The 17,902-nt window shown below is 59.0% G+C and carries 26 protein-coding genes; 10 read left to right on the plus strand and 16 right to left on the minus strand.

The genetic code is table 11. The features are described from left to right. Positions 1-38: 38 nt before the first annotated feature. On the plus strand, positions 39-560 hold the full coding sequence (locus tag ABJM03_RS13645) for a TetR/AcrR family transcriptional regulator (RefSeq protein WP_348418358.1): 522 nt from the start codon (positions 39-41) through the stop codon (positions 558-560). Then, the gene (locus ABJM03_RS13650; protein ID WP_348418360.1) at positions 557-946 is read left to right on the plus strand and encodes an META domain-containing protein; all 390 of its coding nucleotides are present in this window, start codon (positions 557-559) and stop codon (positions 944-946) included. The genes ABJM03_RS13645 and ABJM03_RS13650 overlap by 4 nt, the downstream gene beginning before the upstream one ends. Here ABJM03_RS13650 and recO read toward each other — a convergent pair. The 11 genes from recO to folK all read right to left on the minus strand — a co-directional run bounded on the left by recO (position 930) and on the right by folK (position 9,531). Beyond that, positions 930-1,655 carry a DNA repair protein RecO gene (gene recO, locus ABJM03_RS13655; RefSeq protein ID WP_348418362.1) on the minus strand — a complete coding sequence of 242 codons (726 nt, stop codon included), beginning with the start codon at positions 1,653-1,655 and terminating at the stop codon, positions 930-932. The genes ABJM03_RS13650 and recO overlap by 17 nt on opposite strands. Further along, positions 1,655-1,984, minus strand: a complete 330-nt coding sequence (locus tag ABJM03_RS13660) for a DUF1491 family protein (RefSeq protein ID WP_348418364.1) — start codon at positions 1,982-1,984, stop codon at positions 1,655-1,657. Before ABJM03_RS13660 ends, recO begins: the two co-directional genes overlap by 1 nt. Before the next feature lie 28 nt (positions 1,985-2,012). Further along, on the minus strand, positions 2,013-2,930 hold the full coding sequence (gene era / locus ABJM03_RS13665) for a GTPase Era (RefSeq protein ID WP_348418365.1): 918 nt from the start codon (positions 2,928-2,930) through the stop codon (positions 2,013-2,015). Beyond that, complete coding sequence (gene rnc / locus ABJM03_RS13670) at positions 2,927-3,613, minus strand: ribonuclease III (protein ID WP_348418367.1); 687 nt, start codon at positions 3,611-3,613, stop codon at positions 2,927-2,929. The genes era and rnc overlap by 4 nt, the downstream gene beginning before the upstream one ends. Next, on the minus strand, positions 3,610-4,446 hold the full coding sequence (gene lepB / locus ABJM03_RS13675) for a signal peptidase I (protein WP_348418369.1): 837 nt from the start codon (positions 4,444-4,446) through the stop codon (positions 3,610-3,612). Before lepB ends, rnc begins: the two co-directional genes overlap by 4 nt. Before the next feature lie 53 nt (positions 4,447-4,499). Then, on the minus strand, positions 4,500-4,913 hold the full coding sequence (gene acpS, locus ABJM03_RS13680; protein ID WP_348418371.1) for a holo-ACP synthase: 414 nt from the start codon (positions 4,911-4,913) through the stop codon (positions 4,500-4,502). Then, positions 4,910-5,665: a pyridoxine 5'-phosphate synthase gene (locus tag ABJM03_RS13685; protein WP_348418373.1), complete on the minus strand. Its 756-nt coding sequence runs from the start codon at positions 5,663-5,665 to the stop codon at positions 4,910-4,912. Before ABJM03_RS13685 ends, acpS begins: the two co-directional genes overlap by 4 nt. Next, a complete protein-coding gene (locus tag ABJM03_RS13690; protein ID WP_348418375.1) occupies positions 5,658-6,341 on the minus strand; it encodes a DUF2062 domain-containing protein in 684 nt (227 codons plus the stop codon). Before ABJM03_RS13690 ends, ABJM03_RS13685 begins: the two co-directional genes overlap by 8 nt. Then, positions 6,338-8,491, minus strand: coding sequence for a bifunctional (p)ppGpp synthetase/guanosine-3',5'-bis(diphosphate) 3'-pyrophosphohydrolase (locus ABJM03_RS13695; RefSeq protein ID WP_348418377.1), 2,154 nt, complete (start codon positions 8,489-8,491; stop codon positions 6,338-6,340). The genes ABJM03_RS13690 and ABJM03_RS13695 overlap by 4 nt, the downstream gene beginning before the upstream one ends. A 41-nt stretch (positions 8,492-8,532) precedes the next feature. Further along, positions 8,533-8,886 (minus strand): DNA-directed RNA polymerase subunit omega, encoded by a 354-nt coding sequence (gene rpoZ / locus ABJM03_RS13700; RefSeq protein WP_348418379.1) that lies wholly within the window; start codon positions 8,884-8,886, stop codon positions 8,533-8,535. A gap of 72 nt (positions 8,887-8,958) precedes the next feature. After that, positions 8,959-9,531 (minus strand): 2-amino-4-hydroxy-6-hydroxymethyldihydropteridine diphosphokinase, encoded by a 573-nt coding sequence (folK, locus tag ABJM03_RS13705; protein WP_348418381.1) that lies wholly within the window; start codon positions 9,529-9,531, stop codon positions 8,959-8,961. Positions 9,532-9,675: 144 nt separating this feature from the next. Between folK and ABJM03_RS13710 the strand changes: the two genes are divergently transcribed. The 7 genes from ABJM03_RS13710 (at position 9,676) to ABJM03_RS13740 (ending at position 13,890) form a co-directional block, all read left to right on the plus strand. Next, positions 9,676-10,245, plus strand: a complete 570-nt coding sequence (locus ABJM03_RS13710) for an NYN domain-containing protein (protein ID WP_348418383.1) — start codon at positions 9,676-9,678, stop codon at positions 10,243-10,245. Between the two features lie 142 nt (positions 10,246-10,387). Further along, positions 10,388-11,338, plus strand: a complete 951-nt coding sequence (gene ispH, locus ABJM03_RS13715; protein ID WP_348418385.1) for a 4-hydroxy-3-methylbut-2-enyl diphosphate reductase — start codon at positions 10,388-10,390, stop codon at positions 11,336-11,338. 82 nt (positions 11,339-11,420) lie between these two features. After that, positions 11,421-11,876, plus strand: coding sequence for a DUF3429 domain-containing protein (locus ABJM03_RS13720; RefSeq protein ID WP_348418387.1), 456 nt, complete (start codon positions 11,421-11,423; stop codon positions 11,874-11,876). Then, the gene (locus ABJM03_RS13725) at positions 11,873-12,466 is read left to right on the plus strand and encodes a class I SAM-dependent methyltransferase (protein WP_348418389.1); all 594 of its coding nucleotides are present in this window, start codon (positions 11,873-11,875) and stop codon (positions 12,464-12,466) included. Before ABJM03_RS13720 ends, ABJM03_RS13725 begins: the two co-directional genes overlap by 4 nt. After that, positions 12,459-12,914 carry a ribonuclease HI gene (gene rnhA, locus ABJM03_RS13730; protein WP_348418391.1) on the plus strand — a complete coding sequence of 152 codons (456 nt, stop codon included), beginning with the start codon at positions 12,459-12,461 and terminating at the stop codon, positions 12,912-12,914. Before ABJM03_RS13725 ends, rnhA begins: the two co-directional genes overlap by 8 nt. After that, positions 12,911-13,270: a hypothetical protein gene (locus ABJM03_RS13735; protein ID WP_348418393.1), complete on the plus strand. Its 360-nt coding sequence runs from the start codon at positions 12,911-12,913 to the stop codon at positions 13,268-13,270. The genes rnhA and ABJM03_RS13735 overlap by 4 nt, the downstream gene beginning before the upstream one ends. Next, positions 13,267-13,890, plus strand: coding sequence for a trimeric intracellular cation channel family protein (locus ABJM03_RS13740; protein ID WP_348418395.1), 624 nt, complete (start codon positions 13,267-13,269; stop codon positions 13,888-13,890). The genes ABJM03_RS13735 and ABJM03_RS13740 overlap by 4 nt, the downstream gene beginning before the upstream one ends. A 73-nt stretch (positions 13,891-13,963) precedes the next feature. Here ABJM03_RS13740 and ABJM03_RS13745 read toward each other — a convergent pair whose 3' ends face one another. Genes ABJM03_RS13745 through def (ABJM03_RS13765) form a run of 5 tightly spaced genes read right to left on the minus strand, consistent with a single transcriptional unit; the run spans position 13,964 to position 16,626 of the window. After that, the gene (locus tag ABJM03_RS13745; protein ID WP_348418396.1) at positions 13,964-14,200 is read right to left on the minus strand and encodes a hypothetical protein; all 237 of its coding nucleotides are present in this window, start codon (positions 14,198-14,200) and stop codon (positions 13,964-13,966) included. 4 nt (positions 14,201-14,204) lie between these two features. Beyond that, on the minus strand, positions 14,205-15,119 hold the full coding sequence (gene fmt, locus ABJM03_RS13750) for a methionyl-tRNA formyltransferase (protein ID WP_348418398.1): 915 nt from the start codon (positions 15,117-15,119) through the stop codon (positions 14,205-14,207). Between the two features lie 3 nt (positions 15,120-15,122). Continuing rightward, on the minus strand, positions 15,123-15,620 hold the full coding sequence (gene def, locus ABJM03_RS13755) for a peptide deformylase (RefSeq protein WP_348418400.1): 498 nt from the start codon (positions 15,618-15,620) through the stop codon (positions 15,123-15,125). Next, complete coding sequence (gene def / locus ABJM03_RS13760; RefSeq protein ID WP_348418402.1) at positions 15,617-16,111, minus strand: peptide deformylase; 495 nt, start codon at positions 16,109-16,111, stop codon at positions 15,617-15,619. Before def (ABJM03_RS13760) ends, def (ABJM03_RS13755) begins: the two co-directional genes overlap by 4 nt. Next, positions 16,108-16,626, minus strand: a complete 519-nt coding sequence (gene def, locus ABJM03_RS13765; RefSeq protein WP_348418404.1) for a peptide deformylase — start codon at positions 16,624-16,626, stop codon at positions 16,108-16,110. Before def (ABJM03_RS13765) ends, def (ABJM03_RS13760) begins: the two co-directional genes overlap by 4 nt. A 97-nt stretch (positions 16,627-16,723) precedes the next feature. On the opposite strand from def (ABJM03_RS13765), the gene ABJM03_RS13770 reads away from it, so the two are divergent. Continuing rightward, the gene (locus tag ABJM03_RS13770; protein ID WP_348418405.1) at positions 16,724-17,893 is read left to right on the plus strand and encodes a MalY/PatB family protein; all 1,170 of its coding nucleotides are present in this window, start codon (positions 16,724-16,726) and stop codon (positions 17,891-17,893) included. The last annotated feature ends 9 nt before the right edge of the window (positions 17,894-17,902 follow it).

Consider the following 17,902-nt stretch of genomic DNA (forward strand, 5'->3'; position numbering starts at 1 on the left):
CCTTGCAGCGCGCCTACCGGCACCATACCTTTTGAGCTATGAACAGCACACGCCTTTCGCCGGAGAAGTGGATAGACGCAGGTTTTGCCGCGCTGACCGCCCACGGCCCGTCCGCTCTTGCCGCCGAGCCGATGGCACGTGCTCTGGGCACCACCAAAGGCTCGTTCTACTGGCATTTCAAAGATGTACCCACCTATCACGCCGCCCTTGTGCGCCAATGGCACAGCCAAGCCCTATCCGACGTGATGACACGGCTCACCGACAACAACCCGCCCGACATCCGTTTGCGCAGCTTTGGTCACAGCATCCTTGATAACCCGACCGAGACCGCGCTGCGCGTCTGGGCCCAAAATGATAGCATCGTCGCGGCCAGTCTGAACGAGGTCGATGCCGAACGGCTGACCTTCCTAAACCACCTTCTTAAGCAGTTCGACCTGCGAAATCCTGCATTTGGCGAAGCCATCCTCGCCACCCTAGTCGGGCTACCCCAGATCAGCGCCGACACCCCTTCTCACGCGGCGTTTGATGCGCTTGTAGACACTGTGGTGGCGCTGGCGTGAAGCTGGCGCTTCTGATTGCTGTTGGCGTGGCCTTCGCCGGCTGTCGCGGTGAGGACCCAGTGAACTATGGCGGGCCTGATCGCATATGGACCTTGCAACAGCTCAACAATAAGCCTTTTGCGGCCCCCGCAACTCTGACCTTCCCGACAGCGCAAGAGATAAACGGAGAAGGCCCATGCAACCACTATTTCGGCGCAATCAACGGAAGCTATCCCGACTTTAATGCAGGTCCCATTGGCAGTACCCGCCGCGCATGCCCCGAACTCGCTGCAGAATCGTTGTTCTTTGAAGCACTACAAACCGTGAACCTCGCCTCTGTGGACGGCACCACATTGACCCTTACTGGTCCAGACGGGCTCAGAATGGTGTTCACAGCCGACGACTGAACGCGTCCACAAATCGCGCACGTGCCACAGGCAGGGGCTTGTCTCCCAAATCCGCCGCCAGATGGGACGACAGAAAATATCCCGTCGTAATGAGCCCTTGCGCAATTTCGGCATCCGCCCCATCGCCCAGCCCGCGCAGAACGTCAGGCAGTGGCAACAGCCGCTCTGCCCATTCACCGGCCCCCACGCGCGATACCGCCCGCCCCGACTTGGGCGAGACATAGGCCAGATCGTCGACCGCCCCCGTCACAGCGCAGCTACCCAGTTCAAGCTCATAACCCAATTCCTCGAGCAGGCTCAGCTCCCAACGCAGATATGCCAACGGCCAAAGGTCGGTATCATCCAGCAAATCCAACAGGTTTTCTGTGCGGTGATAAAGCGGCACGTGGGGCTCGCGCTCTGGTAGGCTGAAACTGATCAGTGCTGTCACTGCGTTCAGCCCCGCAAGCGCCAACCGGTCCCCCATTGCCGCCACCGCACGGCTGCGCACCGGCTCTACGGTGAAGGCGCCAATGTGATCCTCCAAACGCGCGCGCCAAGTGAGATCAAGCTGCGCACCCGGTTGCAGGATCGGGGCAATCTTTCGGCTGGTCCCGCCCCGCACCACACCCGCATGACGCCCGTGCGACGGGGTGAACACCTCAATGATCAGCGATGTTTCCCCATGACGGCGCGTGCCGAGCAATATGCCCTGATCGCGCCACTCCATCAGGCCAGCCCTTCTTGATCCAGCAGATGCCGACCGGCGCGGTCCTCTACCTCGACCACCCAAAGATCAGGATCAAAGCTGCGCTGTTTTGATACGGCCTCATCCACGTCATGCTCTGCCCCCTTGGACAGCTCGACCCAGATGCGATCACCGCTCATCAAATCAAATGACCGCTGGAATAGTACCGCCTGCCCGTCCAGCGTGGAAAGCTTCACCAGAACCGCACCACCCGTGTCATCCCCATGCGCGACAACAAACGCCGGAATATCGTACATCCGCAACCGCGCAAGATAGGCGTCGACCCAGAACCGAGCCGTTAGACGCGCCACAGTGCCCCCTCCGGTCGCGCTGCAGAAGTCACTGGTTGCCGTCCTTGAACTCCAGCCCCATCTCGGAATACCGCTCGGATTCTTCCAGCCAATTGGGTCGGACTTTTACTTGTAAAAACAGATGCACCTTGCGGCCCAGAAACTCTTCAAGCTCCTCACGCGCCGCTTTGCCTACAGCCTTGATGGTTTCGCCCTTGTTGCCCAGCACGATACCCTTGTGCCCATCACGCACGACATAAACAAGCTGGTCAATCTTGGCCGAACCGTCCTTGCGCTCTTCCCAATTCTCGGTCTCGACGGTCAGCTGATAGGGCAATTCCTGATGCAGCCGCAGCGTGAGCTTTTCACGCGTCATCTCGGCCGCGATCATGCGCATGGGCAAATCGGCGATCTGGTCCTCAGGATAAAGCCACGGCCCCTCGGGAACCTCCTTGGCCAACCAGTCGCGCAAGACATCGACGCCGTGCCCTCTCTCGGCCGAGATCATAAATGTCTCTTCAAACGGGTAAACTTCGTTAAGCTTGGCGCTCAACCCCAACAAAACCGGCGCTTCTACGCGGTCAATTTTATTGATGGCCAAGGCCACGCGCGCGCCTTTGCCGATTTCGTTCAAACGCTCCAGAATACGCTCGACGCCTTCGGTCAGCCCGCGCTGCGCCTCGATCAACAGCACGACAACATCCGCGTCAGCCGCTCCGCCCCATGCTGCGGCAACCATTGCGCGGTCCAAACGGCGACGCGGCTGGAACAGGCCCGGCGTGTCGACGAAAACGATCTGGCTTTGCTCTGCCATGGCGACGCCGCGAATACGGGCACGGGTTGTCTGCACCTTATGTGTCACGATCGAGACCTTGGCCCCCACCATCCGGTTGAGCAGGGTGGATTTACCTGCGTTCGGCTCCCCGATGAGGGCCACGAATCCTGCGCGCGTGGGGGTGGTGTTCATGTCTTTTGCTCCAATTGCGCCAACAGCTTGGCTGCGGCGTCTTGTTCTGCGACGCGCTTTGATCCGGCTGTGGATGAGGCGGTCTGCCCTGTGGACAGCTTTGCCGTGATGGTAAACACCGGCGCATGGTCCGGCCCGCTCCGCCCTGTCAGCACATAGGCCGGCGGATCAAGTTTGCGCGCTTGCGCCCATTCCTGCAACGATGTTTTTGCGTCCCGTGCATCTTCTTTTACGGATGTCGGCCGCGAACCCCATAACCGCAAAATCAACTCTCGCGCTGCATCAAAACCGCCGTCGATATAGACCGCCGCGATCACAGCCTCCATCGCATCCCCCAAAAGAGCCTGCTTGCGCCGCCCTCCCGAAAGCATCTCGGACCGCCCCAAACGCAATACTGCGCCAATGTCGATCTCGCGCGCGACATCGGCACAGGTTTCCTTGCGCACCAGCGCGTTGAAACGTGGGGCCAGCTGCCCCTCGGATGCGCCCTTATCAAGGTTTAACAATGCCTCGGCCATCACAAGGCCCAGAACACGGTCCCCCAGAAATTCCAGACGCTGGTTATCGTCGCGGTTAGGCGTCGACATAGAGGCATGCGTTACCGCTTCACTTAGCAGTTTTGGCGACTTGAATTGATATCCAAGCCGCGCTTCAAACGCTTTGAGTTCAGCCGATAGCTTCACTTGACCGCTTTAAAGAAACGGTCGCTGCGCCATGTCCAGAAATACAACATCGACCGACCTGCCGAGCTGAACATGATCCGATCCGCGCGACCAATCAGGTTTTCGTAAGGAACAAATCCGACGCCCCCTGCTGTCTGCGCCAGACGGCTGTCAGCAGAGTTGTCGCGGTTATCACCCATGAAAAAGTAATTGCCCTCCGGAACCGTATAGACGCCGGTATTGTCCGAAGCCTGCCGACCAATGTTCAGCACGTCATAGCTCACCCCGTTGGGCAGGGTTTCGGTCGCGCGTTCCTTGACACAGATGCCACCCTGACCAACAGCACCGTTGGCACAACGTGGGCGAAGGCCTTGCGGACCCTGCAGCTCGGCCACTTCCTCGAACTGGCCGTTCGGCTCTTGCGGGATCGGTTCGCCATTGATCGTCAGCTTGCCGCCCGTGACCTGAATCCGGTCACCCGGCAAACCGATCAAACGCTTGATGTAATCACGGCCCGACACCGGATGACGGAACACCACAACATCGCCGCGCTCAGGATCGCCCCCGAACAAACGATTGTTGTCACCATCAAACATCCCACAAAGCTTTTTGGCGTCCAGATCAACACCGAACCGCGGGATGATCACGCTGGGACAGGACGCATAGGAATAACCGTAGGCGAATTTGTTCACAAACAAGAAGTCACCGATCAAAAGCGTCTGCTTCATCGAGCCTGAAGGGATCCAGAACGGTTGAAACAGCAGCGTCCGGAACACCCCTGCAATCAACAGCGCATAGACGACCGTTTTGATGGTCTCGACAATTGCGTTGCCCGTCTTTTCTTCCTTGGCCATGCGGCGCTCCTATGGGTTTTGTTGCGGTTACATGCGCAGGGCGAGGCGCAGTGTCAAGGTGCGCCGGCCCCCACAGGTCGCGCTTCGATCACGACAAAGGCCTGGGCCCAAGGATGATCATCTGTCAACGTCACATGAATGATAGCCTCATGCCCTGCAGGTGTCATATCCGCCAACCGCTTGGCAGCCCATCCGGTGACCTCCATAACCGGCTGTCCGGTTTTCAGGTTACTCACCGCCATATCACGCCAGCTGATCCCCATGCGCAGCCCTGTTCCCAATGCCTTTGAGCATGCCTCTTTGGCGGCCCATCGTTTGGCATAGGTGCCCGCATCCTCATTGCGCCGCGCCGCCTTGGCCAACTCGCGCTCTGTGAATACCCGATGGCGAAACCGGTCGCCAAAACGGTCCAGCGTGCCCTGTATCCGCTCGATATTCGCCAGATCTGTACCGATACCGAGGATCAAACCGCGCCTCGCGCCTCATCCATGAGCCGGCGCATTTCGGCCATTGCGGGGGCCAGCCCCAGAAAAATCGCCTCACCGATCAGGAAATGCCCGATGTTCAACTCTGCCACCTCGGGAAAAGCTGCAACCGGCCCGACAGTGTCATAGGTCAAACCATGCCCCACATGCATCTCGAGCCCCAGAGAATGGCCGAATGTCGCCATCTCACGCAGCTTTGCCAGCTCGGCATCCGCCACGTCATACCGCCCTTCATGATAGGCATCGCAATACGCCCCCGAGTGCAGTTCGACCACTTGTGCACCGATGCGGTGCGCCGCCTCGACCTGACGCATATCCGCAGCGATAAAGATCGACACGCGGCACCCCGCCTCACGCAGGGGGGCAATGAAATGCGCCAGCTTGTTTTCCTCGCGCGCCACTTCAAGCCCGCCTTCGGTTGTGCGCTCTTCGCGCTTCTCGGGGACAATACAAACCGCATGGGGTTTGTGGCGTAGCGCGATCTGCTGCATCTCGCTTGTCGCTGCCATCTCGAAATTGAGCGGCACGTTCAGGACTTCCATCAGCCCCTCGATATCAGCATCCGAGATATGGCGGCGGTCTTCGCGCAGGTGGGCGGTGATCCCGTCAGCGCCTGCATCTTGCGCGATGCGCGCCGCGCGCAACGGATCCGGCGTATCGCCGCCCCGTGCATTGCGAACGGTGGCCACATGATCAATGTTCACACCCAAACGCAACTTGCCCAACTCAGCCATTGGCCTGTTCCTTTTTCTCACGCGCTGAACGCTTTTTTTCCTCGGCCTTCGCAGCCGTCTTCGCCTTAAGTGCTTCGAATTTTTGTTTAATCAAGCCGCGCCGCCGCTTTTGGTAGGCGCGCAACACAGGCACTGCCAGATAATAGGCGATTGTCGCGAAAAACACACCGGACATAATGCCACCGACCAAATACGGATAGAACACATCCCGCGCAAAAATCGCAAGGCCCGACCAATCCACCGCGTCAGCGGTAAAGATGGCCATGATATTGTGCCATAACTCGCTCCCCGCATTCGCGAACTTCCAGCTAAGCGATCGTAGCTCCCCATCGCGCAACTCCGAGCCTAAAATCCAATGCCCCGATTTCATGGAGGCCAGCGCGATAAATACAAATGTAAACGGATTGCCAACAAACGTGGCCATCAAAGAGGCAAGAATGTTGCCCTTCATCAGCTTGGCGATCAACGCCGCAAGGAACAAATGAAAGCCGAACAAAGGCGTAAAGGTTATAAACACCCCCGCCCAAATGCCACGTGCAATCCGCTCGGGGCTGTCCGGCAGGCGGCGCATGCGATGTTTGACATAATGGAACGCCCGCGCCCATCCACCACGCGGCCACAGCAATTCCGCCACCCCCCGCAGAAAAGGCTTAGGGTCGCGGCGTTTGAAAATCACTGCGGCTGCTCCACGCCGGCAACCGCATCTGCCGCGCGCCCTGAATCCCGATAGCGGCTCAAAGCTGCAACATTATCCTCGGCCTCCAGCGTCAGCATCAGTGAATGCAGCTGTGCCACATCGCGGAATTCCGCCCGCAGCAGAACCCTGAAGAAATCGGGCTTCCGCTCGATAAAGCTCAGATCGGCGATATTCGCACCCGCCTCGCCGATCATCGTACAAATGCGCCCCAAAACACCGGCGTCATTGGCGACCGTCAGGTCAATCGTCGCCCCGTAGACCGCAGGGTGGCTACCGTCATGCCAACGCAGGTCAAGCCAACGCTCGGGCTGGTCCTCATAGTCACTCAGCCGTTCACAATCGATCGCGTGCAGGCTGACTCCTTTGCCGCGGAAGGTAATGCCCACAATCCGCTCACCAGGCAAAGGCTCACAGCAATCGGGCCTGTCGAACGACTGCCCCGGCTCAAGGCCGATCACCGCGCGCTTGCGGTCAATCTCTTCGCCGCGGTTGTCCGCCAGTTCGGGATACACCGCTCGTACGACTTCGCGGCCTGTCTTCTCGGCACTGCCGAGCTGCTCAAGCAGCTCTTTGACACCGCTCAACCGCAATGCTCGCGCAGCCGTGGCCAGCACTTTTTCTGTAGGTCTCTTGCCGACCTGTTCAAACGCCGAGCGCGCCAATTCGCGGCCCAATTTGGCAAACCGCGCGCGATCAACATCCCGCAGCGAGCGGCGGATGGCCGTCTTGGCCTTACCTGTCGTGGCAATATCCAGCCATGTCGCCTGCGGCGTTTGCCCTTCGGCGGCGATAATTTCGACCGATTGACCGTTTTTGATCCGCGTCCAAAGCGGCACGCGGATACCGTCCACTTTGGCCCCCACGCACAACGACCCCAAACGGGTGTGAATGGCATAGGCGAAATCAATCGGCGTGGCCCCCCGCGGCAGTTTGATCACCTCGCCCTTGGGGGTAAAACAGAACACCTTGTCCGAATACATCTCGAGCTTTACCGCCTCGAGAAAATCTTCGTGGTTGTCCTCACCATCGAATTGCTCAGTCAGTTGTGCAATCCACTTGACCGGATCCACGGCAAAGGGGTTCCGCGAGCGAACACCGTCACGGTAGGACCAATGCGCAGCTACGCCCGTTTCGGCAACGTCATGCATCTGCTGCGTACGGATTTGCACCTCGACACGTTTGCCGTCGCGCCCCGATACAGTGGTGTGGATCGAGCGGTAGCCATTGGTTTTGGGCTGACTGATGTAATCCTTGAAACGTCCGGGTACTGCACGCCAGCGGCGGTGGATCACGCCCAGCGCGCGGTAGCAATCTTCGTCTGTCTCGGTGATGACGCGAAACCCGTAGATATCCGACAGGCGGGAAAAAGATTGCTCTTTTTCCTCCATCTTACGCCAGATCGAATAGGGTTTTTTGGCACGCCCGAACACTTCTGCCACCAACTCTGCCTGCCCGAGCTCTTGGCGCATATCGTGGGTGATGCGGCTGATTACATCACCCGTTTCTTTTTGCAGCATAATAAAGCGACGCATGATCGAGCTGCGTGCATCGGGATTAAGCACACGAAATGCCAGATCCTCCAGCTCTTCGCGCATCCATTGCATCCCCATGCGCCCTGCCAGCGGCGCGAAAATATCCATTGTCTCACGGGCTTTTTGCGCCTGCTTTTCAGGACGCATGGCCTTGATCGTGCGCATGTTGTGCAACCGGTCTGCAAGCTTGACCAGAATAACCCGTAGGTCCTTGGACATCGCCATAAACAGCTTACGGAAATTCTCTGCCTGTTTGGTCTCGTTTGAATTGAGTTGCAGATTGGTGAGCTTGGTCACCCCATCCACCAACTCGGCCACATCTGAGCCGAATAACTCCTGCACTTCGGCGTAAGACGCAGGCGTGTCCTCGATCGTGTCGTGTAGTAAAGCGGTGATGATGGTTTTGTCATCCAGCTGCTGCTCGGCCAGAATGGCCGCCACAGCAACAGGATGGGTAAAATAGGGCTCGCCAGAATGGCGAAACTGCCCTTCATGCATCCGTTCGCCATAAGCATAGGCGGCACGAATTAGCTTTTCGTTTGCTTTGGGATTAAACCCGCGAACCAATGTGACAAGGTCATCGGCAGTTGTGGTCATTATCTGCCTCAAACTTCAGGCAGGAACATGTCCTGCCGCAATCACCCCTGCCCTTGCGCAGCCATCAGCTGCCGCAAAAGCATTTCTTCGGACATGCTGTCTTCTTCCGGCTTGTCTTGCTCGGCTCCCATGAGAATCGCCATTGCGTCCTCTTCGGGCTCATCCACTTCGATCTGGTTCTGATTGCTTTCGATCAGACGCTCGCGCAGATCATCCGCCGACTGCGTCTCGTCTGCGATCTCACGCAGGGACACAACGGGGTTTTTATCGTTGTCACGGTCTACGGTTACAGAAGAACCGGCTGCAATTTCGCGGGCGCGGTGCGCGGCCAACATAACCAGCTCAAACCGGTTCGGGACTTTATCAACACAATCTTCGACGGTGACGCGGGCCATTGGACGCTCCAATACAATATGTCTGCTAGAAAGGGCTACTTATGCCCGTTCCCCCTGATTTACAAGCGCCAATTACAGCGCGACGACCTCGCACCGCGCGGCCAGCGGCAATGCGTCATGCATCGCCCGGACCGTCTGCCCCGTAACCGGATGAACCCAATCGGGCGCAACATCCATCATCGGGACAAGAACAAACGCCCGTTCGGCCAGACGTGGATGGGGAACGATAGGCTCCTGTGGAGCCGTCGTTGCTTGCGTCTCAAGCGGCAATTCCCGCCAATATTGATGAATCTTGGCGTTCGGCAGCACCGCTTCCCCACAAGCGAGCAAATCAAGATCCAGCGTCCGCGGCCCCCATCTCACATCACGCGACCGGCCAAATGTAGCCTCGATCTCATGCAGCGCGGCAAGCGTCTGTTCGGCCCCGAACGGCGCCTCCACCTCAACAACCGCATTGATAAAATCCGGTCCCGACCCGGCGGGAAACGCCGGCGACGTAAAATCACGGCTGCGCGCGCGAATCGCAAAGCCGGCCTGGCGGAGCGCGTCGACGGCTTCGGTGACTAGTTGACCTTTGGTTAACTTCTCGTGACTAATGTTTGAACCCAAAGCGATAAAGCTTATGTGATCAGTCGTCGGCGACATACTGCTGTTATTCCCCATGACCACGCCTTGCTAGATACGGCATTTTTGCTACAAAGCCTTTACGAGATTAATGCCAAAATTATTTATATTTGAGTGCTTAATTTAAATCGCTGCGCGCGGCAAAAATTCATTTAGGAAAATGGAATGTTCTACAAAGATGAACGACTCGCCCTCTTTATAGACGGCTCAAACCTCTACGCCGCCGCCAAAACGCTTGGTTTTGACATCGACTACAAGCTGCTGCGGTCAGAGTTCATGCGCCGCGGCAAGTTGTTGCGCGCCTTTTACTACACGGCCCTGCTCGAGAATGACGAATACTCTCCGATCCGGCCTCTTGTGGACTGGCTGCACTATAACGGCTTCTCGATGGTCACCAAAGCAGCCAAAGAATACACCGATTCCATGGGCCGCCGTAAGGTCAAAGGCAACATGGACATCGAGCTGGCCGTAAACGCGATGGAGCTTGCGCCGCATCTCGACCATATCGTGATTTTCTCTGGCGATGGTGATTTCCGCCCACTGGTCGAAAGCCTGCAGCGTCAGGGCGTACGCGTCTCTGTTGTTTCAACGATACGCAGCCAGCCACCAATGATCTCCGATGACCTGCGCCGTCAGGCCGACAATTTCATTGAACTTGACGATCTGCGTGATGTGATTGGCCGCCCCCCGCGCGAACCGCGTGAACCCGCCGCAACCACGCCCGCCGAAGACTAATTCCACCCCCCATTTTGCCAAAGGCCGCGCCACACCAGCGCGGCCTTTGGCATTTGCAGCACATAGCCCGCATTGTGTCCCGCGCGGGAACTGGACGCGGGCAGCCGAAAGCCCTACCTGTAACAGGACGCAGGAGAACCCGATGACCAAACCGCCCCTCACTCTTTATCTTGCCGCGCCGCGCGGATTTTGCGCCGGCGTGGACCGCGCCATCAAGATCGTCGAAATGGCGCTGGAAAAATGGGGGGCGCCTGTCTACGTGCGCCATGAAATCGTGCATAATAAATTTGTCGTCGACGGCCTGCGCGATCTGGGTGCCGTGTTTGTCGAAGAGCTATCCGAATGCCCTGATGACCGCCCCGTGATCTTTTCCGCCCACGGCGTGCCCAAATCCGTGCCCAACGCCGCACAGGCCCGCAACATGGTCTATGTCGATGCCACCTGCCCATTGGTGAGCAAGGTCCACATCGAGGCCCAGCGCCACGCCGATGCAGGGCTGCAAATGATCATGATCGGCCACGAAGGACATCCCGAAACCGTGGGCACCATGGGACAACTCCCCGAGGGCGAAGTCCTGCTGGTTGAGACCCCCGAAGACGTGGCCCATGTGACCGTGCGCGATGAGACAAAGCTGGCCTATGTCACGCAAACCACACTAAGCATCGATGACACCGCAGGCATCGTCGCGGCGTTGCAGGCCCGTTTCCCCGCCATCGTCGGTCCGCACAAGGAAGACATCTGCTATGCCACGACCAACCGGCAGGAAGCGGTCAAAGCGATCGCGCCCAAATGCGATGCCATGCTTGTTGTAGGGGCTCCCAACTCTTCTAATTCAAAACGCTTGGTCGAGGTCGGCTCCCGTGCGGGCTGCGCCTATGCGCAACTGGTCCAGCGCGCGGGTGATATCGACTGGCGCGCATTGGAGGGCATCTCCAGCATCGGCATCACCGCCGGGGCCTCTGCCCCCGAGGTGCTGATCAACGAAGTCATCGACGCCTTCAAATCCCGCTACACAGTCACCGAAGAACTGGTCGAAACAGCCGTAGAAAACGTGGAATTCAAAGTGCCGCGCGTGCTGCGCAAAACAGGGTAATCCGGAAAGGACAATCAATGCTTCCCGTCTACCTCTTTTTAACATCTACCGTCCCCCCGCAACCGACCCCCAAGCCTTGCTGATGTTCGGCATTCCTCGCATGCCTCTTGCATTGGGCCTTGCCGGCCTGTTGCCTTTTGCTGCCGGTGCATTGGTTGCCACTCTCGCCGATGTGGCTCCCCCCGACACAGACAGCCCCGCACTTCTCTCAAGCGACGGCACCGCGATGCTTGTTCTTTATGGCACTATTATCCTGTCGTTCATGTCCGGCGTTCTTTGGGGCTTCGCGACCAAAACAGACGGCGCGGCGGCCACCACCGGCTATGTGCTGTCCGTCATTCCCGCCCTTTGGGCCTTCTTCGCACGCGGCATAACACCTGCCGAAACCCTATCCTACCTTATCGCCGGCTTCCTTGGTTTGCTCGCACTTGATTATTTCTTTTCCCGTCAAAAGCTGACACCGCTGTGGTGGATGCCCTTGCGCATCTTGCTCACCAGCATCGTCGTGATCTGCCTCGCTGTTGGAGCCTATGCATGAGCGACCCCGAAACCCTTGCCGTCTACGCCGATCAATCCGCCCGCTATGCCGCACTGACAAGTGACGCACTGCGTAATGATCCACTGCTTGCCGCCTTCATCGACGCGTTGCCCAAAGGCGCAGATGTCCTTGATCTGGGCTGTGGGCCCGGCATCGCCGCCGCTGCAATGGCTCAGGCGGGCCTTAAGGTTCATGCGACCGATGCCGTCCCCGAAATGATCGCGCTCGCCGCGGATCATCCCGGCGTGCACGCCGAGGTCAAGACCTTTGATCAGATCACGGGCACCGATGCCTACGATGGCATCTGGGCCAACTTCTGCCTGTTGCATGCCGACCGTGCGGCCCTGCCCACGATCTTGGCCGCACTACATTCCGCCCTGCGCCCCGACGGCCAGTTTCACATCGGTATGAAACTAGGGCACGGCACCAAACGGGATACCATCGGGCGGCAGTACACCTATGTTTCCGAACCCGAGCTGCGCGGCCTGCTCAAAGATGCCGGCTTTACCGTGACCAAAACGACCACCGGATGCGATAAGGGGCTGGACGGCACCTATGCGGATTGGATAGCACTCGCCGCATATGGCTAAATTATACGCATACACAGACGGTGCCTGCTCAGGCAATCCCGGCCCCGGCGGCTGGGGTGCTCTCATGCAGGCAATGGACGGCACACAGGTCGTCAAAGAACGCGAGCTCAAAGGCGGTGAGCCGAACACCACGAACAACCGCATGGAGCTGCTCGCCGCTATTCACGCGCTCGAGGCACTGGACCGCGACACCGAGATCACCGTGGTAACCGATAGCAACTACGTCAAAAACGGCATCACCGGCTGGATCTTCGGCTGGAAGAAAAACGGCTGGAAAAATGCCGCGAAAAAGCCGGTCAAAAATGCCGAACTCTGGCAGCGTCTGGATGCAGCCAACGCCCGCCACCGTGTCACTTGGGAATGGGTGAAAGGCCACGCGGGCCACCCGGGAAACGAACGCGCCGATGCATTGGCTCGCGCTGGCATGGCCCCGTTCAAACCCAAATGAAGCAGCTCGCCTGCGCCATCGCCCTCCACCCTGACGGCGCCCCCCTGCGCCTCGCATTGGAACAGGGCCAGACGCTGCCGCCTATGGCCGAATTTGACCAACACGCCGCCCCCTTTGCGGCCCGTCACCTGTTCAACACACTTGGGCTGGAAACCCGAAATGCCATCACCATCGGCACCTGCCCCCAAGCGGTGGCAGGCAGCACCGTGCATTTCGTGCTCTGCCGCATCGCCCCTCCTGTCAGGCCACAGTGGAAACACCAACAGCCAGATGGTACAGTCATTACCGGCCATTGGGAGCCCTTCGATGCCCTGCCAGACAATGATGTCCTCCGCTGGATCGCAAACACCCTATGACCCTGCTCAGCTTCCTCGACTACGCCTCTGTCATCGTCTTCGCAGTGACCGGCGCACTGGTGGCCAGCCGCGCACAGCTTGATCTGGTGGGCTTTGCCTTCATCGCATGCCTCACCGCCGTTGGCGGTGGCACAGTGCGCGATCTATTGCTGGACCGCGACCCGATCTTCTGGATCGCACAGCCCTCCTACCTCGCGGCCGCAGGCTCTGCCGCCTTGATCATCTTCTTTACCGCCCACCTCTTCGAAAGCCGCATGCGCACACTCATCTGGCTCGACAGCCTCGCCCTCGCCGTGGCCGTCGCGGCCGGCACCGGCATCGCGACCGCCATGGGCCATAGCGCATCGATTATCGTGCTCATGGGCATAGTCACCAGCTGCATGGGCGGCCTGATGCGCGATGTCGTCGTCGGCGATGTCCCCGTTGTTCTAAAACAAGGCGAACTCTACGTCACCGCCGCCTTCGCCGGTGCCGCCACAACCGTGCTGCTACAAAACTACCTACCAGATATCCCCTACCGCCTCCTGATCGGCGCAGGCGTCACATGGGTGCTGCGCGCAGGTTCAATCCAATTCGGCTGGAACCTGCCCGTCTACAAAAGCAAACCACCACGAAGCTGAAACCCTATTTTCTCTAGCTGAAAATACTCCGGGGGAATTGGCCCAAAGGGCCAAGGGGGCAGCGCCCCAACTGTCATTTGCGCCAGTGAAACGGCACGATCACAAGCGCCCCAATCGACGCAGCAATCGCATTCAGCCCCGGCGACGCAAACCCGAATCCGAACATCAACCGCACGAAATAGAATACAAACGCCCCACCGATACAGATGATGATAGATTGTAAAATCCCGTTGTGGGTAAAGCCCGTGCGCTCGGCCAAGTACCCCATAATCCCCGCAATCACTACGGTGCCAATCATCGTTGGAAACATTGCGCTACCCCTTGCTCAAATCCGCCCCAACGGCGATCTGCATCCCGCGTTGGAAAACATCCACATCCTGCGCGCCCTTGCCCGCTTTTTGCAACCGCGTGAGCGCAACCGCCCCGCTCCCGCATGCCACGCGCAGCGCATCATCCAGAACCGTACCAGCAGTACCTTCCCCGTCCACACGCCGCGACCCCAATACCTTGATCCGTGTGCCCTGCAATTCGAACCACGCCCCCGGAAAAGGAGACAAGCCTCGGATCATCCGGTCCACCTCTACGGCAGGCTGCGACCAATCAATGCGCGCCTCCGCCTTGTCGATTTTCGCCGCATAAGTCACGCCTGCATCCGGCTGCACCTGAGGCACCAGATCATCCAGCCGCGTCAACGCTTGCACAATCAAATCCGCGCCCAGCGCGCTGAGCACGTCATGCAATTGCGCGGCCGTCTGCTCTGCCTCGATTGGCACTGCTTCGCGCAGCAAAACCGGACCCGTATCCAGCCCCGCCTCCATCTGCATGATGCAAACACCCGTCTGCGCATCCCCCGCCATAATCGCACGGTGAATGGGCGCCGCCCCACGCCAACGCGGCAGCAGGCTGGCATGGATATTCAAACACCCCTGCGCAGGCGCATCCAGAATGGCCTGCGGCAGGATCAACCCATAGGCCACCACCACGGCCACATCAGCCTTTAGCGCTGCAAACTCGGCCAAAGCCTCATCCGTGCGCAAGGATACCGGCGTCCGCACCTCCAACCCCATCTCGATCGCACGCGCATGTACGGGACCGGGGCGGTCTTTTTTGCCACGTCCCGCAGGGCGCGGCGGTTGGGAGTAAACGGCGGCGATCTCATGGCCTGCATCGACCAGCGCCTCAAGCACCGGCACAGAGAACTCCGGCGTGCCCATGAAAACAATCCGCATCTGCTAGCCTTTCACTTTGCGCGCACGGCGCAGCAGCATGTCGCGCTTCATCTTGCTCAACCGGTCAAAATACATCTTGCCCGCCAGATGATCGATCTGGTGCTGCACACTGGTCGCATCCAACCCGACAAAGTCCCGCTCCACCAGCTCGCCTGCTTCATCCATGAACCGCACCCGCACACCGCGCGGGCGGTCGACCTTGGCCCAGACACCCGGCAAACAAGGCGAGGCTTCCTCATGGGTGTTCATAATCGCCGAAGCGTCAATCACCTCAGGGTTGGCCATCCTGATCCGCGTATTGCGCGCCTCTGAGGTATCCACCACAGCAAGACGCTGCATCACGCCAATCTGCGAGGCCCCAAGCCCCACACCAGGCATGGCATCCATCGTGTCGATCATATCATCCCAGATCGCACGCACCTTATCCGTCACCGCATCTACGTCAGCACAAGCTGTCCGCAGCCGCTTGTCCGGCCATTGCAAAATCTCACGCACGCTCATGCTGCATACTCCGCTTCCAGTTTCTCGCGGGTCGCCGCGTCCAGATGATCAAAGGTGACCACCCCATCCAGATGATCCAACTCATGCTGCACACAGGCCGCGGCAAAGCCGTTGAAACCCTGCGTATAGCGCCCGCCATTCAACCCCGTCCACACCATCTGCACCTGCGCAGGGCGCGAGATTTCGGCGCTGATACCCGGAATGCTAAGGCAGCCCTCGGCCATCACAGCGCGCTCTTCGCTCACCTCTTGTAGCATCGGGTTGATGCAAACCAGCGGATCGGATTTCCCCTCTTTCCAGCCAGCATCCATCACAAACATCCGCAGCAACACCCCCACCTGAGGGGCCGCCAAGCCGCGCCCCGGAGCGGCATACATCGTCTCCAACATATCCGCCGCCAACGCCTCGATCTCGGGTGAGATCGCCTCAATGGGTGCGCAAATCTCTTTCAACCGCGGATCAGGCCAAAGCAGAACCTCGCGCAGGCTCATCCGCGCGCCAGCTCGCGTTTGAATTTCACCATTTTGCGGGTGATCATCTGACGGCGCAGGGGCTTGAGATAATCAATGAACAGCTTGCCGTCCAAATGGTCGATCTCATGCTGCACACAGGTCGCCCAAAGCCCGTCCATAACCTCACGGCACGGCTTGCCGTTTTCATCCATCCACTCCACCTCGACCTCGGCAGGGCGGGTGACATCGGCGAATTGGTCCGGCAGGCTCAAACACCCCTCTTCATAGGTGTTCAGCGCATCTGACGCGGCCACAACCTGCGGGTTGAACATGACCAAAGGACGCGGTGTCTCCCCCTCCTCCTTCACACAATCAAGCACGACAACACGGCGCAGCACGCCCACCTGAGGTGCGGCAAGGCCAACACCGGGGGCGTCATACATCGTGGCCAACATATCCTTGGCAAGGCTGCGCAAATCGTCCGACACATCGTCAACGGCGCTACATGCCTTTTTAAGGCGCGGATCGGGGTGATATAGAATTGGGCGTTTCATGCCCGTTGATGTAGGGCATGGCCCCTCTTGCCGCAAGCAGGGCTTGCACATAACCCACGCGCCGCTAGGTTTGCCCACGCTAATACAGGAGATCAGCATGAGTTTTGACACCCCGATCGAGCGCCGCGGCACCCATTGCGTTAAATGGGACAGTATGGAGCAAATCTTCGGTGTGCCCGCAGAGACGGGTATCTCCATGTGGGTCGCCGATATGGACTTTGTCACCGCCCCCGTGGTGCAGAAGGCGGTGCAGTCCATGGTTGATCACGGCGTCTACGGCTATTTCGGAGACGAATCCGAATACCTCGCCGCAATCCAGTGGTGGATGAAAACCCGCCATAACTGGGATCTGGAGCCCGCACATGTCTTCACCACCCACGGCTTGGTCAATGGCACGGGCATGTGCGTGGACGCCTTTACCTCCGAAGGGGATGGCGTTGTCTTGTTCACCCCCGTCTACCATGCCTTTGCCCGCGTGATCAAAGCCGCCAACCGCAACGTCGTCGAATGTGAACTTGTGCGAGAGAACGGCCGCTACCACATGGATTTTGAGGCCTATGACGCGCAAATGACCGGCAATGAGAAAATGGTCATCCTGTGCTCGCCACATAACCCCGGCGGCACGGTCTGGACCGTCGAAGAGCTGCAACAGGTCGCGGCCTTTGCCAAGCGGCATGATCTGGTGCTGGTCTCTGATGAAATCCACCATGATCTGGTAATGCCCGGCCATAAACACACCGCCATGCCACTGATTGAGGGCATCGAGGACCGTTTGGTGATGATGACCGCCACCACCAAGACCTTCAACATCGCCGGTAGCCACTCGGGCAATGTCATCATCGCCGACCCTACGCTGCGCGCCAAATTCGCCGCGCGCATGGCCGCGCTTGGCATGTCGCCCAACAGCTTTGGCCTGTTCATGGCCACTGCCGCCTACTCTCCCGAAGGGGCCGCATGGCTTGATGAGCTGCTCGCCTATCTCGATGGCAACCGCAGAATCTTCGATCAGGCGGTCAACGCCATTCCCGGCCTGAAATCCATGCCGCTCGAGGCGACATACCTCGCCTGGGTTGATTTCACCGACACCGGCATGAGCCGCGAAGAATTCACCAAACGCGTCGAGCAAGGCGCGAACATCGCAGCCAACCACGGCCCCAGCTTTGGCACTGGCGGCGACAGCTATTTGCGCTTCAACCTCGCCACCACACGCGCGCGCGCAGAAGAGGCCTGCACCCGCCTCGCAGAAGCGTTCAAAGACCTGCAATAACAAAACGGG

It is taken from the genome of Sulfitobacter sp., assembly GCF_039977885.1.
GTDB lineage: Bacteria > Pseudomonadota > Alphaproteobacteria > Rhodobacterales > Rhodobacteraceae > Sulfitobacter.